The organism is Methanolobus bombayensis (assembly GCF_017873415.1).
Classification (GTDB): domain Archaea; phylum Halobacteriota; class Methanosarcinia; order Methanosarcinales; family Methanosarcinaceae; genus Methanolobus; species Methanolobus bombayensis.
On record NZ_JAGGKD010000013.1, the window covers coordinates 1 to 13194 of the forward strand.

A 13194-nucleotide genomic window follows, 5' to 3' on the forward strand; every position below is an offset into this window, starting at 1 on the left:
CTTAAGGTATTTCAAACATAATGCTTTGTGGACAAGCTATCAATCAATGATTGATAATCTACGACAAACAGGTTTGTTGATCGGAATCATTCCCATCAGAATGATTACGAAATGAGACTTATACTCGTAGGAAGCTCCTTCCTCGACAGCCGAAGGCTGACAGGGAGGGGTAGTTCACTGAAGAAATAAAAAAAGGAGGAGAAAAGAAGGAGGAATTGTTTTGTCAGGAACAAAACAATTGGTGTGACGATTAATTACATTCCGACAACGAGATTGCCGAAAAGGCATACATCATTTTTGGAACCCATAATTGCAGGTCTGAGTACATCAATACCGGACTCTACAATGTGTGATGCTTCAAATATTTCTGCAAGCTGTGACTTGCCTTCTTCAAAAAGGTCTCCCACGGCTTTCATGCCTTCAACAAATCCGAGTTCTATTAGTTCTACCGGACTGACTCCTGCTTCCAGGGCTTGTTGGGCTATCTTTTCGACGGCTATTTCATCGAGATTCATTACAGCATGCTTTGCCTTGTCAATGATCTCTTCCTTTGTTGGGTTCATATATCTCACCTTATCTTTGGTGTTTTATTATATTCAGGTCATTTTTCTGATTCTTTGTTTTTTATTCATCAAACAATACTCAGATCAAGTACCAGTGATAATGCAATTGCTATTACCGAGAAGGCAAATATCACCAGGTAATTCATACGTTCTTTTGATACTGAAAGGCTCCACATGATATACTCTAATCCACGGTAGTCTTCTTCAGTCAAAGAAGTTCTATTTTCTATCTTATTAAGCAACTCAAGGTTTTTCAAAACTCCAACCCTGCGTGTTGCAACATGGTATCTGTGTGCAAAGAATATCAGATATCCAAGTACTCCCAGGTAGAACAGAGCTTTTGACAAAATCCCGTTGTAATAATCTGCAATTATTATCAATCTCAGGAATACAGCTGATAACAGTCCTAACCAGAAGTAGAACTGTATTCTCTTAATGCTGTATCCTTCTGGGATGTGGAGGCCATTCAAATTCGTAACAGTTTCTGTCATATTATCTATCTACCTGTTTTCTCTATGGTGTCCAGAAAGTTATTATTTATATGGTTTTTCTGAACAGAATCCTTTTACCGTCTTTATGATATTTAAACTTTATTGCTATGGTGTAATATGGTGAATAATTGAAACTTAATCAGGTTGATTTCTTTTCAGCAAAATCATTATCATCAACCATGATAGGTTATCTTGCTTGAAAGCACACGGGAAATGGGAACTACTGTACCCGTGATTCTTCATTTACAAATAGTAAAATCAAGTTGGCATTTCTATGGATATTCAACTCAACCATCAAAATATCTTATAAAGGAAAGCTTTGGTCTGGTATAAGTTAAAACAAGTTAAGTTTACGAAATAAAATATGAAATGAAAAGAATGGAAAAAGGTCAGACTTCAAGACAGTCAACAGGTCTTTTAAAGAATGCTTTTATCATTCCCTCATCATCGACATTTTCAGTGAAGCGGATTAGTTCCCAGCCATCCATGCCGAACTTGTTTAGATCTTCTTTTGTTCTGTCCCACTCGCCGTAGTGGATAGATTTGATATCATATTCCCATGGTGCCATATTATTAACCTCTGTTGAGTAATTCAATTGAGTATATAATATCGTATAATCGCGTTGTATAAAAAGCTTGTCAAAAAATTTTCTTGCTTATTAATCAATCTGACTTGATATCATAGAATACTTATGATAAAAACAAAAAAGAATGCTAAAATCTCATTCTATTAAAAAAAGATGATTTGTAAAAAATAGTGGAATTATATTTAAAGTCCCGACAGTTTTCTGATCTTGTCAATGTCTTTCTTGTCTCTGACACCTTCAAAGAGGCGGTCCTTATCAATCCACATGTCTGATGCATTTTGCAGCCCTGCAGATTTGTGTGGCGTGAACTCTATTTTAAAACCAGGTGTGACAGGTGTTTCCGTATCAAACGGTTTGTAGAATGTATTCTCAAGCAACAGATTTCTGGTGTCTTTGTTTTCCATCTTTTCCGTTAACACTTTTTCATCTTTCTTGTTCTCGGCCATACTCTAATAAATTGGGCTCATGGTTATTAAAGGATTCTGGTGAGTAATACTACATAATATATGAGCCTGTCATTTTTTACAAAAAAACAAGGGCTATAAATGCAAGTTCTGCAACTGAAGCAGAAAATATTGGAATTACTAGGTTGTCATCGATTTTCACAAAAGTGGTTTCTACGTATGTTGCAACAAATGCCATGATGACTGAAATAAAAGGATTCCTGATGAACAAAAATGCAATGATCAGATCCACTATAAATTCTGCAATGCAACCTTCAATACTTTTACCATTTTTAATTCTGATGTTCCCAAATCTCTTTCCAATAAGTGCAGCACTCATGTCTCCGAAAGTTGTCATCAGTATGGCTGCAAGAACAACATTTTTGCTGAAAACCGATACAACTATCAAAGCACCCATAGTGAAGTAAACATACGAACCAATTCCTGATTTTTCCTTCTGGCGTAAAACTACATGGAAAAAAGGAAGCTTGAATCCTCTGTCAAGCCTTAGATGCTCGATAATAAGAATCGTTACAAGATAACTAATTAATAATGTTTGACATGCCTGCTTTCCCATGAATGCATAGACTAGTACAATGATTATTGAAGTGAAGTGAACACCTTTCCTCAGTAATTCATTGGCAAAAGAAATGCTGGTCATCGGACTTAATTTAGTTTACAGATATATAAAAAGCTTGACAAATAAGAACAGAAGAAGTAGGTATAGGCGAAAGAACCTTTTAACTGAAATTATCGTTATCAGTTCTTTTTAATTAGTTTTTAGATTAAGTTACAAATTCAAAATTTGTAAAAAAAAGAAAAAAGCATCACTCTAATGTGATTGCTTCAACCGGACAGACATCAACACAGTCACCGCAATCGACACATTCATTCGGGTCGACTACCGCAACATCATCGTTCATTGAAATAGCTTCTACCGGGCAGGAATCTACACACTGCTCGCATCCTGTACATGTATTTTTATCAACAACAGCTGGCATTTTCTTTTTACTCCCGTTGTATCTTAATTATGATACTACAATCCCATTGTGGGATTATGGAATAAATAATTATCGAAGATTACTGGCCTGCTCAATTGGCAAGAGTATGGTGAAAATGCTACCTTTTCCTTTTTCACTTTCCAATGAAATCGTCCCATCGTGCATTTGCACCAGCTTTTTTACAAGAGAAAGTCCAAGACCGGTTCCTTCATATTGTCTGCTGAGACTTGAATCTATTTGTTTAAAAGGTAAAAATAGTTGTTTTTGCTCCTCAGCTGAAATGCCAATACCTGTATCCTCTACCTGAAAACATAAATAATTATTTTTTCTGAATGTGGATATACTCACATACCCACCGGCAGGAGTGAACTTAAGAGAATTTCCTACAAGATTGATCATTATCTGTTTTAGTCTGCTTTGATCAGCCTGTATAGTTGTATCTTCAATATTCTTTACTTCTAATATGAGTTGATTCTTTGATGCAAGAGGTTTCATTATACTTATGATTTCATAGATAAGTTTTTTATCAGAAACCTCTCCGCAATTCAATATCATCTTACCGGCTTCGATCTTAGAAAGGTCAAGTATGTCATTGATTATTGTCAGTAGATGTTTCCCACTGTTGGAAATATTATTTGCGTATCGGGTCTGTTTTTTATTGAGGTCTCCAAAATAGCCTTCTGTGAGCATCTCTGAGAAGCCGATTATAGAATTTAGTGGAGTACGCAGTTCATGGCTCATATTAGCAAGGAATTCGCTTTTAGCACGGTTGGATGATTCCGCGTCCATTCTGGCATCAAACTCTCTGTTCTTTTCTTCCATTTCCCAGAGTGCTCTGCTATGCATAAGACAGGCTTCAAGTGAGAATGCAAATTTTGACACAACCTTGCTTAGCTGGTTCGCTACATAAGCAGGTTCATTCAGCTTGTTCGCCCAGTAAAGTTTCAGCACTCCATAATCTTTAAGTGGAAACAGCATGCACATTCCAGAATTAAAACTGTCTTCAATAACAATTTCCCTGAATTTATTTTCAGATGCACTGACAATGAATGGTTTTTCAGAATTGATCTCTCTGAGTATTGGATGAGATGCTGGGATTTTTTTCAATTTAACGTAGTATTCAGGGTTTGCATAGATCTGGGTTGCTTTGTCTGATTCTTTGAAATAAAGATATTTATCTTTGATCCATACTGAGGCAAAATTTACTTTTTTCCTGAACATAAGCTTCTTCAGAAAAACATCACAATTCTCATTTATGTCCAGGGAGTTACCAACTGAAAGTGAGAGTTCATATAGCAGGGATACTTGATTAAATATTTCTGCATACTTTTTCTCGTGGTCCATGAAGAACTCCTATAACAATTGTTTTGTTAAAATATTCCAGTACATCTCCTTTCATAGAGGCAATTTCCCCTGCAGAGAGAACTCCTTCAGGCACCACATTTACATTTTTGCTTTCAAGTCCTTTTTTAATGGTTAATAGTTCCTCTTTAAAATCATTCTGGAGGTATGATGATCTTCCTACACAATCAATAACAAGACAATGCTCAGCAATAATGTCATTTTCATCAATGCAGTCTTCAACAACTATTTCAGCGGCATGGATAAGTTCTTCTTTTTCTCCTTTCAATATACTGAGGACAACATTTTCAGGGATGTTGCCTGCGCAGACCAGTTCTCCGTTATCTTTGATCCTTAATATTTCTCTTATAAGATCTTCATGGTCTTCTACATATATTCCAAAAGGATAGTGACTTAGCACATTGTATCCGTTGTCAATATTGATATCTACTTGATAGTTTGTCTGAAGTGCTTCCTTGTATACTTCTAAAGCATTTCTCCAGTTTAGTTCTTTTATGGTGTTGTCCTTACTTTTCGTTACTACCAATGGTCCTACATCGCGTTTCCATCCGTGGCGGACTCCAAGTTTGCATTCGGCATCAAGGAATGCAACAATAGCGGCATCTTTAAAGAAACCTTCTGGGGAAAATATGCAAGGTCTTTCTTCCATATCTATGAAACCCGCACCACAGCCAAGGTATTCAATAGAGTCTGCAAACAGATTATACATGGAAGTGAGAAGGGGAGAAATATTTGATGTCATTCCGTCTACGACTATAAATGCAGTTGTATCTTTATTGAAAGGTGAACTAAATGCTGCTATAGTATTTTCGAGCTTTTTGCGTGGTTCTTTTATTCCTTTGATGAGTATTGGTTTTTGCACTGTCGGGAGTACATGCGCAATTGTTCCAGAATCATATTTGTCAGAATCATATATGAGTCCTGGAAAGACTGCACCAAAAAAATCTATTTTCATATTGTTTAGTTCAGATATAAGATTATTAATATCAGGGAGATTTCTCTCAGCCAGCATTAAAAGGACAGTTTCATCTTCCTTTATATCAAGAGTTTTAATAGCATCGATGATGCAATCAATTTCAGACGATGGGATATACATGAATATCTTAAAATTTTGAATGTGGTTTTGTTGCGATTTCAGCTTTTATCTTGAGATTAGCTTTAAATTGTATAATTATGAACAATAAACTCCAAATGGTTAACATTTACATTTTAGTATAGTATACTATTTATATATTCTCTTATAATCAATATGTGTATGAAAATTATATTCAGATATTATTTTTAAGGACCGTTATGGAAATATTCTTCTCCATAATTGGAAACCTTTCAGAAGGATTAAATATACTGTATGCTGTACCTAGTAAAAGAAGCAAATGCCCGCTAAAAACACCATTCCTACGGACATCAAACTGGTAATAGTACTTGTTCTTCTTACAGATATCTTTGTGCTTATTCCTTTTTTGAGCGACAGTCCTATACGTACAGTACTGGGATTACCAATGGTTCTCTTCCTTCCTGGTTATGCTTTGATAGCTGCACTCTTTCCAGGAAAAGATGATCTGGATGGTATAGAACGAATTGCTCTGAGTTTGGGGCTTAGTATAGCAGTTGTTCCTCTCATAGGACTGGGACTGAATTATACTCCGTGGGGTATAAGGCTAGTACCTATCGTAGTATTCCTTACTAACTTTACAATTCTCATGTCCATTGTGGCCGTCTACAGACGAGAGGCACTTGGAGCAGATGCCTTCTCTGTTCCGTTCAGGGAAATGTGTGAGGCTGTTGTTGCTGAGATAAATGAAAAGCCCGAATCAAGACTTGATCGCATTCTCACAATAATTCTTGTAATGTCTATACTTGCATCTGTCATGACTCTTGCTTATGTTGTTGTAACTCCAAAGCAAGGTGAGAAATTCACTGAATTTTATATACTGGGTCCGGAAAAAATGGCAGATAATTATAAAACCCAGCTAGAACTTGGGGAAAGTGTGGATGTTATCATAGGAGTAGTAAATCATGAATATTCTGTAGTGAACTATTCAATTAAAATCCGGCTGAATAATGAGACCATAGATACTCCTTCTAGTCTGAATCATATTGCACTTGCTCACAATGTTACATGGGAAAAGCCAGTTTCGTTTGTGCCAGGTGTTACAGGTGAAGATATGAAATTACAATATCTGCTTTACAAGGATGATAACATGACAGAGCCTTACAGGGATTTGCACCTGTGGATCAATGTGACAGAGGTTGCTAAATGAAACACAAGAAAGTGCAAGGTTCCTGGACCTTCCGTAACAGCTTCAAAAATGTACATGATAATGGTGATTCCGCAGTACCGGGTTTGACAGATACCTACATAATATCTGTCGCAATACTAATGATAATACTTGCAGAATTGCTTTTGTATTCAAGTAATTACAGAGCTGGTATTACACTCCATGTCATTACATTGATTTCTTTATCTGTATCATCTATATGGATTGACGGAACACATGTAGCAAGAAGCCTTCAGGTTTTGACCTTGCTTCCTATTCTTCGTCTCTTGAACATGTCCATGCCAATATTTTCTGAGATGACAATTGACCTTTATGTGTACATTTATGCCCCTTTAGCTGTACCGGTATACTTGGTTATAAGGCATCAAAATATTTCTAAGGAAACTTTAGGTGTACAATTCAGAAATGTGGGTAAGTACATTCCCCTTGCACTTATAGTCGGTCTTATTATTGCACAGGGTGAATATTTCACAATTGATGCAGGTAATCTTATACCTGACTTATCGATTGGAAGCTTGTTTAAGATTTCCCTTATCATGATCTTTTTTGTAGGTCTTGTGGAAGAAATTGTTTTCAGATCATTGATTCAGACGAGGCTTTCTAAATCTTTTGGAAATATTCAGGGTTTGATATTTGCGAGTATTTTATTCGGTGTGATGCACTCGGGTTATGGAACTATTTATGAGATACTTTTCACAGGATTTGCAGGTTTGATATTCGGATATATGTTCCAGAAAACAAACAGCTTACCTTTTGTTGCATTAGCCCATGGTTTTGTCAACATATTCCTTTTTGGTATAATTCCTCTTCTGACATGATTAAAATTTTTCTTAAAAACTATGATTGCATAATATCTATATTTTTAAAAAAATTTACAGTAATTATTAAATAAATATGTGTACAGTATAATAGAAAGGGATTAAATTATTGGCACATGCTTTATATGGTTCACAAAAGTTTATGGAGATACATCTTATATGATTCAAAAAAATAGCCTGCTTTACAATTCTTCAGGCTTTATAAAAAAAAGTTCTTTGCTATTAATAATATTTGGTATTGCTATCCTGCTGATGAGTTCAACAGCATTGGCAGAAGTAACTAATATCACTATCTCACCAGAAAATCCGTCTCCAGGTGATACTGTAACTGTTAGTGGTAAAGCTTCTCCTAATGAAGAGATACCTGTATCAATAGGTTTTGAGAAGATTCAGGCTGTTTCGGATGGAAATTATGAGTATCATATAGGTAAGGTTACCATTCCCGATGGTTCAGAATCCTTTAGTTTAAGGGCAGAAGGTGTCGATAGTCTGGATGTGACGGTTTATCTACTAGGTATTCCTGTTGCGGTTCCTGATAAATACGTTCAGGTTACTGGCGATGTGGCATCTTTTGGAACGGGTAAAATCAAAAGTGGAACTTATGATATCAAACTTAGTGGTACATCATCAAGTAATGAAGTTACTCTGAAATTTGGAGGCAAAGGTTCTATTACCGCAGATTCTGATGGAAACTTCCAGTACGTTTATACTACAGAAAATATGCCTGAAGGGGAATTCCCTCTTACTGTGGGTGGACAGACTCAACAGATATCTCTGGGAACAACTGATGATCCCATTGATGACGATGGAGACAGCGTAAATACAGATGATGACAGTTCCAGCAGTTCTTCCTCTTCCAGTTCATCCTCAAGCAAAAAAAGTAGTAGTCACACAGGAACTGAACTTAGGATTATTGATGCAAATGCTCTTGACAATGATGAAGAAGAACCCACAGGAGTTGGAGATGAAGCAGAGTCCATGGCATCTACTCAGGATGAAAGCTCTGATAGCTCAGAAAGTTCGAATGTTGGCAGTGATTCCGGTGAAGTAGACGGGTACATACTTGAAAATAGATCCTCATCAGGTATACAGAGTAAAATTCCGGAACTTGGTGTAATGGGTGCTGTTATTGGTGTATTATGTCTGGGTGCTATTTTTATAGGATTCCGCAAGAATAGGTATAAGTAAAAAGGTGATTGTTTTTCTATGACTGACCAGTAAGTGGTCAGTAAATTTCATTTTGATAAAGCAAATTCTTTTTTCAATATTCAAAAAAGAAAAAGGTATCAGAGTATTTCTGATACCTTGAAGATCACTATTGCTACAAACGATACCAACAACGGCAAGATAGTCATGTTTAATGAGCAATCCAAAGATTTGTTCCACTTTTCAGAAGCAGATAATATTTCTTTTGCCGAAAGCAACAAGATTAGAGCAACGACGGCCAGCACTCCGTATTCCGGCAGTCCTACTGGTGTCGTCATTGACACAGCACTTGCTGCTGAAGATATCGTACTGGTTGTTGTGGTTATTATTGTGCTTGTCAGCATTTGATCTCCACTCGTCTATTAAAACTACATGATACTATTAATACCTTGTGAAATTATGTTGTATATCTTTTCTATTTTTAATATGATATATCTTCATTGTGTTTTTAAGGATTTAATTATGGATTTGGTTGCTAAGTAATTTGTTTAGTGTAGCTTGTCAAAACAATTATTGTTCATATTTTAAACAAAAAGTAATTATATTTTTACTATCAAGTAATTATCATGTTACGACACAAGGAAAAAACCAAATCAAATCTCTATGGAATAAAAGGTATGCATAATGTTCACTCCTGGCAGGGTCTTGCTATACATTTTAAGAACAGTTCCCGTGTAATAAAATGCGATGTATATGATACTTGCCAGTCAGATAAAAGATCTCGTGCCTGTTTTTATTCCACCAAAAGATCAGATGCCATATATATGCTTCAGTCAGAATTCAATGTAAGTATTACTGTGGCTGAAAAATTACTTGATACTCTTGTAGATATGGGAGTCACAAAGGCTCTACGTTGTCGTAAAGTTGATTCCTCTGGTTTTTGTGATGAAGGATGTCGTATGCTTGCGTTTGAGGAAGATATCTGACAGTCAATCAAAACTTTATTAAGCCAACAGTGCAATTCTGCACCCATGTTTACTATTATTACTGGTGCACAATTCGGCGATGAAGGTAAAGGCAAGATAGTTGACCTTATTTCCGGTGACTATGATCTGGTTGTTCGTTTCCAGGGAGGAAACAACGCAGGACACACTGTTAAAGTAGGTGAGGACGTATACAAACTTCACCTTATTCCATCAGGTTTTCTTTTAGATTCAAGGGTTCTGATAGGTCCTGGTACTGTTGTAAATCCTGAAGTACTGGCAGAAGAGCTTGATATGCTGGCAGATGGTGGTATTAATTTAGATGCAACCAGAGTTGGTGTTGATGCAAAGGCCAGTATTATAATGCCATATCATATTGAACTGGATGGTCTCAGGGAGTCCCAGAGGACCGAGAAGATTGGCACTACCAAGCGTGGTATTGGTTTTGCATATATTGACAAGGTTGCCAGGGATGAGATCCGCATGGGTGACCTTGTGGATAAAGAAAAGTTCCTCAAAAGACTTGAAGATCTTGCAGCTTCAAAGGAAGCAGCTATAAAAGATCTTGGTGGTGATCCTTCTATTGTTATGGATCAGGAACTCATAGACAAATATGTAAAACTTGGTGAGCGCTTTGCTTCTTATGTGACTGATGTTTCCTATGAGGTTAACAAAGCACTTGATGAAGGTAAGAATGTACTCGCAGAGGGTGCACAGGGAACTCATCTCGATGTTATCCACGGGACCCAGAAATTTGTAACTTCTTCATGTACCATTGCTGGTTCTGCATGTGCTAATATTGGTGTTGGTCCTACCAGGGTTGATGAAGTACTGGCAATTGTAAAAGCATATATTACAAGAGTTGGTGAAGGTCCGTTACCTACAGAACTGTTTGATGACATAGGTTACCAGATACAGGATGTTGGTGGAGAATTTGGTACTACCACCGGCAGGTCCAGAAGGTGTGGATGGTTCGATCTTCCTTTACTTAAAAAGGCTATTTATCTTAATGGTTACACCTCTATTGCACTTACTAAACTTGATGTTTTATCAAATCTTGATTCTGTGAGGGTTTGTGTTGCGTATGAACTGGATGGAATGACAATTGATTATCCGCCAGAGGATACTTCTGAACTTGCAAGATGCAAACCTGTCTATGAAGATCTTCCTGGATGGGACAGCGACCTAACCGGTGTTACGTCATTTGATGATCTCCCACGGCCAGCTCAGGACTATGTAACTTATCTTGAAGATAAGATGGGTGTAAAGATTGATTATATTTCTGTAGGTCCTGCAAGAGAGCAGACATTCAGAAAGTAGTTCGGATATGCAAAAACTGCCGAAAAACGTATATACTACTCAATAGTTTAAACATCACAAATCCAGCTGAACTAATCACCTGATGCAATTGAGTCCTGCAGATGGTGGGTATCTTAACAGATATTATAATTCAGGAGAATATTAATGACAACTGTATATGACGTTCCTGCAGCCGAGTTTATAGCAAAGGTAGCAGAAAAGTTGAAAGAGAATGACAAAGTAAATCCGCCTGAGTGGGCAACATACGTTAAGACTGGTGTCCATAAGGAGCTTCCACCACTTGACAAAGAATGGTGGTACACAAGATGTGCCGCAGTACTCAGGACTGTATATACTCAGGGTCCGATTGGTGTTGAGAGAATGAGATCTGTCTATGGAGGAAAGAAAGACAGAGGCGTTGCTCCTGGCAAAAAGGCAAAGGGAAGCGGTGCTATTGCAAGAACTGTTCTTCACCAGCTTGAAGATGCAGGTTTTGTACGCACTCTCAAGAGCGGTCGTGTCGTGTCCCCACAGGGACAGTCCATGCTTGACAATGTCGCATATGAGGTAAAACAGGAACTTGTAGAAAGCATTCCGGATCTTGCTAAATACTGAATGCGAATTCCTGCCCGGTAACTTCTATAAAGAATCAATGCTTATTTCTTTGTACAGCATAGGTGACTTTCATGACGGATGACCTTGAAGAAATAAAGAGAAAAAGACTTGCACAACTCCAACAGCAACAACAGGCTTCCCAACAACAACAGATGGGCGGTGCTGATATGCAGGCAGCAATGCAACAGGAGCAAATGCAGGCTGAGATGGAAGCAAAGAAGCAGGCTCTGATGCGTCAGATCCTGACTCCGGAAGCGCGTGAGAGATTGACAAATCTGCGCATGTCCCGAAAGGAACTTGTTGAGCAGCTTGAAAGCCAGTTGATCATGCTTGCACAGAGTGGCAGGCTTCAGACCAAGATCGACGATGAAAAACTCAAACAGCTTCTGGTACAGATGCAGCCAAAGAAGAGGGAAACCACTATAAAGCGTATGTGAGCGGCCTTCATGTATGTATCAGTTTTGTTCAGTGGTGGTAAGGACAGTTCTCTGTCTGCAATACTACTGGAACCTTTCTTTGAGGTTGAACTTGTAACATGTGGTTTTTCGCTACTTCCTGTCGGTGAGGTAGCTGCTGAAACTGCAGAAAGGCTTGGTTTTCCACACCGGATGATCAAACCAGATGGTTCAATTCTCGAAAAGGCATATGATATGATACTGCAGGATGGCTTCCCAAAGAATGCTATCAATTTCATTCACAGGAATGTGATAGAGCATCTTGCTTCTGATCCTAATGTAAGTTTCATTGCAGATGGGATTCGTCGTGATGATCGGGTTCCTTTGCTTGAATTATCACAAATAAGGAGCATTGAGGATCGTTTAGGTGTTCATTATGTATGCCCGCTTAAAGGATTCGGACGTGCTGCGGTGAATGAACTTGTACAAAAGCATCTGGTAATTGAAGAAGGTCTTAGTGAGGATATACTGAAAGCGGATTATGAAACTGAGCTTAGGGAAATGATAATTCAAAATCATGGCCCTGAAAAGGTCAGGGAAATATTCCCTTCTCATGTTCAATCTCATGTTATCGAACGCAGGAATGCGTGAAAGAATGAAAAAGCGAACTTAAGGACATGATTAAGGATTTATACAATAATTATGTTATAAGTTCAAAATTCAATCAATAATTTAATACAAATCATAGCATAGGTGAGACAAGTGAGCCACAATACTAAAGGACAGAAGACTAGGTTGGCAAAAGCACACAGGCAGAACCACAGGGTTCCGACCTGGGTCATCATAAAAACCGATCGTAAGGTCGTTAGCCATCCAAAGAGAAGACACTGGAGAAGAAGCAGTCTTGATGTGAAATAAGTAGGTGACTATAATGGAAGAAGATATGGTAAAAGAGCAGATCTATACGATCCCTCTCCGCAGCGTGAAATCAACTCCTCGCTGGAAGAGATCCAGAAAGGCTGTAAAAGTTATCAGAGAATACCTTACAAAACACATGAAGGTAGAGCCTGATATGGTCAAGATAGACAGGACCATCAATGAAAAAGTATGGGAACATGGTTCTGAGAAACCACCTCTGTCCATTCGTGTAAGAGCGGCAAAGTTCGAGGATGGAGAAGTTCAGGCAGAACTCGCATAAATGCTCCCGGGTAT

At 37.8% G+C, this 13194-nt stretch carries 19 protein-coding genes; 11 read left to right on the plus strand and 8 right to left on the minus strand.

The features are described 5' to 3' along the window. Positions 1 to 254: 254 nt before the first annotated feature. The 8 genes from J2746_RS11935 to J2746_RS11970 form a co-directional block, all read right to left on the minus strand. Positions 255 to 563 (minus strand): cobalamin B12-binding domain-containing protein, encoded by a 309-nt coding sequence (locus tag J2746_RS11935; RefSeq protein ID WP_209621232.1) that lies wholly within the window; start codon positions 561 to 563, stop codon positions 255 to 257. Between the two features lie 68 nt (positions 564 to 631). Further along, entirely contained in the window at positions 632 to 1054 is a 423-nt protein-coding gene (locus J2746_RS11940; RefSeq protein ID WP_209621234.1) for a hypothetical protein, read from the minus strand. A gap of 389 nt (positions 1055 to 1443) precedes the next feature. Further along, entirely contained in the window at positions 1444 to 1623 is a 180-nt protein-coding gene (gene sp36 / locus J2746_RS11945) for a Sp36 family protein (RefSeq protein ID WP_209621237.1), read from the minus strand. Positions 1624 to 1823: 200 nt separating this feature from the next. Next, positions 1824 to 2087 carry a hypothetical protein gene (locus J2746_RS11950; RefSeq protein WP_209621240.1) on the minus strand — a complete coding sequence of 88 codons (264 nt, stop codon included), beginning with the start codon at positions 2085 to 2087 and terminating at the stop codon, positions 1824 to 1826. A 76-nt stretch (positions 2088 to 2163) separates the two neighbouring features. Then, complete coding sequence (locus tag J2746_RS11955; protein WP_209621243.1) at positions 2164 to 2745, minus strand: diacylglycerol/polyprenol kinase family protein; 582 nt, start codon at positions 2743 to 2745, stop codon at positions 2164 to 2166. Between the two features lie 166 nt (positions 2746 to 2911). Beyond that, positions 2912 to 3085 carry a ferredoxin family protein gene (locus J2746_RS11960; RefSeq protein ID WP_209621246.1) on the minus strand — a complete coding sequence of 58 codons (174 nt, stop codon included), beginning with the start codon at positions 3083 to 3085 and terminating at the stop codon, positions 2912 to 2914. A gap of 69 nt (positions 3086 to 3154) precedes the next feature. Then, positions 3155 to 4429, minus strand: coding sequence for a sensor histidine kinase (locus tag J2746_RS11965; RefSeq protein ID WP_209621248.1), 1275 nt, complete (start codon positions 4427 to 4429; stop codon positions 3155 to 3157). Continuing rightward, positions 4395 to 5543 (minus strand): FIST signal transduction protein, encoded by a 1149-nt coding sequence (locus J2746_RS11970; RefSeq protein WP_209621251.1) that lies wholly within the window; start codon positions 5541 to 5543, stop codon positions 4395 to 4397. The genes J2746_RS11965 and J2746_RS11970 overlap by 35 nt, the downstream gene beginning before the upstream one ends. A gap of 277 nt (positions 5544 to 5820) precedes the next feature. Here J2746_RS11970 and J2746_RS11975 point away from each other — a divergent pair, with 277 nt between their 5' ends. The 11 genes from J2746_RS11975 (at position 5821) to J2746_RS12025 (ending at position 13180) form a co-directional block, all read left to right on the plus strand. After that, complete coding sequence (locus J2746_RS11975; protein ID WP_209621253.1) at positions 5821 to 6708, plus strand: DUF1616 domain-containing protein; 888 nt, start codon at positions 5821 to 5823, stop codon at positions 6706 to 6708. Continuing rightward, entirely contained in the window at positions 6705 to 7544 is an 840-nt protein-coding gene (locus tag J2746_RS11980; protein WP_209621255.1) for a CPBP family intramembrane glutamic endopeptidase, read from the plus strand. Before J2746_RS11975 ends, J2746_RS11980 begins: the two co-directional genes overlap by 4 nt. 159 nt (positions 7545 to 7703) lie before the next feature. Beyond that, the gene (locus J2746_RS11985; protein WP_209621258.1) at positions 7704 to 8732 is read left to right on the plus strand and encodes a hypothetical protein; all 1029 of its coding nucleotides are present in this window, start codon (positions 7704 to 7706) and stop codon (positions 8730 to 8732) included. Between the two features lie 117 nt (positions 8733 to 8849). Further along, on the plus strand, positions 8850 to 9098 hold the full coding sequence (locus J2746_RS14975; RefSeq protein WP_209621259.1) for a hypothetical protein: 249 nt from the start codon (positions 8850 to 8852) through the stop codon (positions 9096 to 9098). 218 nt (positions 9099 to 9316) lie between these two features. Next, entirely contained in the window at positions 9317 to 9676 is a 360-nt protein-coding gene (locus tag J2746_RS11995) for a hypothetical protein (protein WP_209621262.1), read from the plus strand. A gap of 45 nt (positions 9677 to 9721) precedes the next feature. Beyond that, positions 9722 to 10993 carry an adenylosuccinate synthase gene (locus J2746_RS12000; RefSeq protein WP_209621265.1) on the plus strand — a complete coding sequence of 424 codons (1272 nt, stop codon included), beginning with the start codon at positions 9722 to 9724 and terminating at the stop codon, positions 10991 to 10993. A 144-nt stretch (positions 10994 to 11137) separates the two neighbouring features. Next, positions 11138 to 11587, plus strand: a complete 450-nt coding sequence (locus J2746_RS12005; RefSeq protein WP_209621268.1) for a 30S ribosomal protein S19e — start codon at positions 11138 to 11140, stop codon at positions 11585 to 11587. A gap of 71 nt (positions 11588 to 11658) precedes the next feature. Next, a complete protein-coding gene (locus J2746_RS12010; RefSeq protein WP_209621270.1) occupies positions 11659 to 12024 on the plus strand; it encodes a DNA-binding protein in 366 nt (121 codons plus the stop codon). Positions 12025 to 12033: 9 nt separating this feature from the next. Continuing rightward, the gene (locus J2746_RS12015; RefSeq protein WP_209621273.1) at positions 12034 to 12633 is read left to right on the plus strand and encodes a DUF7411 family protein; all 600 of its coding nucleotides are present in this window, start codon (positions 12034 to 12036) and stop codon (positions 12631 to 12633) included. Positions 12634 to 12744: 111 nt separating this feature from the next. Continuing rightward, positions 12745 to 12900, plus strand: coding sequence for a 50S ribosomal protein L39e (locus tag J2746_RS12020; protein ID WP_091707600.1), 156 nt, complete (start codon positions 12745 to 12747; stop codon positions 12898 to 12900). Between the two features lie 13 nt (positions 12901 to 12913). Next, a complete protein-coding gene (locus tag J2746_RS12025; RefSeq protein ID WP_209621276.1) occupies positions 12914 to 13180 on the plus strand; it encodes a 50S ribosomal protein L31e in 267 nt (88 codons plus the stop codon). Positions 13181 to 13194: the final 14 nt, after the last annotated feature.

Coding starts and splice junctions, on each gene's coding strand:
- J2746_RS11935 (WP_209621232.1), bottom strand. CDS start 563: ATGAACCCAACAAAGGAAGAGATCATTGACAAGGCAAAGCATGCTGTA.
- J2746_RS11940 (WP_209621234.1), bottom strand. CDS start 1,054: ATGACAGAAACTGTTACGAATTTGAATGGCCTCCACATCCCAGAAGGA.
- sp36 (WP_209621237.1), bottom strand. CDS start 1,623: ATGGCACCATGGGAATATGATATCAAATCTATCCACTACGGCGAGTGG.
- J2746_RS11950 (WP_209621240.1), bottom strand. CDS start 2,087: ATGGCCGAGAACAAGAAAGATGAAAAAGTGTTAACGGAAAAGATGGAA.
- J2746_RS11955 (WP_209621243.1), bottom strand. CDS start 2,745: ATGACCAGCATTTCTTTTGCCAATGAATTACTGAGGAAAGGTGTTCAC.
- J2746_RS11960 (WP_209621246.1), bottom strand. CDS start 3,085: ATGCCAGCTGTTGTTGATAAAAATACATGTACAGGATGCGAGCAGTGT.
- J2746_RS11965 (WP_209621248.1), bottom strand. CDS start 4,429: ATGGACCACGAGAAAAAGTATGCAGAAATATTTAATCAAGTATCCCTG.
- J2746_RS11970 (WP_209621251.1), bottom strand. CDS start 5,543: ATGTATATCCCATCGTCTGAAATTGATTGCATCATCGATGCTATTAAA.
- J2746_RS11975 (WP_209621253.1), top strand. CDS start 5,821: ATGCCCGCTAAAAACACCATTCCTACGGACATCAAACTGGTAATAGTA.
- J2746_RS11980 (WP_209621255.1), top strand. CDS start 6,705: ATGAAACACAAGAAAGTGCAAGGTTCCTGGACCTTCCGTAACAGCTTC.
- J2746_RS11985 (WP_209621258.1), top strand. CDS start 7,704: ATGATTCAAAAAAATAGCCTGCTTTACAATTCTTCAGGCTTTATAAAA.
- J2746_RS11995 (WP_209621262.1), top strand. CDS start 9,317: ATGTTACGACACAAGGAAAAAACCAAATCAAATCTCTATGGAATAAAA.
- J2746_RS12000 (WP_209621265.1), top strand. CDS start 9,722: ATGTTTACTATTATTACTGGTGCACAATTCGGCGATGAAGGTAAAGGC.
- J2746_RS12005 (WP_209621268.1), top strand. CDS start 11,138: ATGACAACTGTATATGACGTTCCTGCAGCCGAGTTTATAGCAAAGGTA.
- J2746_RS12010 (WP_209621270.1), top strand. CDS start 11,659: ATGACGGATGACCTTGAAGAAATAAAGAGAAAAAGACTTGCACAACTC.
- J2746_RS12015 (WP_209621273.1), top strand. CDS start 12,034: ATGTATGTATCAGTTTTGTTCAGTGGTGGTAAGGACAGTTCTCTGTCT.
- J2746_RS12025 (WP_209621276.1), top strand. CDS start 12,914: ATGGAAGAAGATATGGTAAAAGAGCAGATCTATACGATCCCTCTCCGC.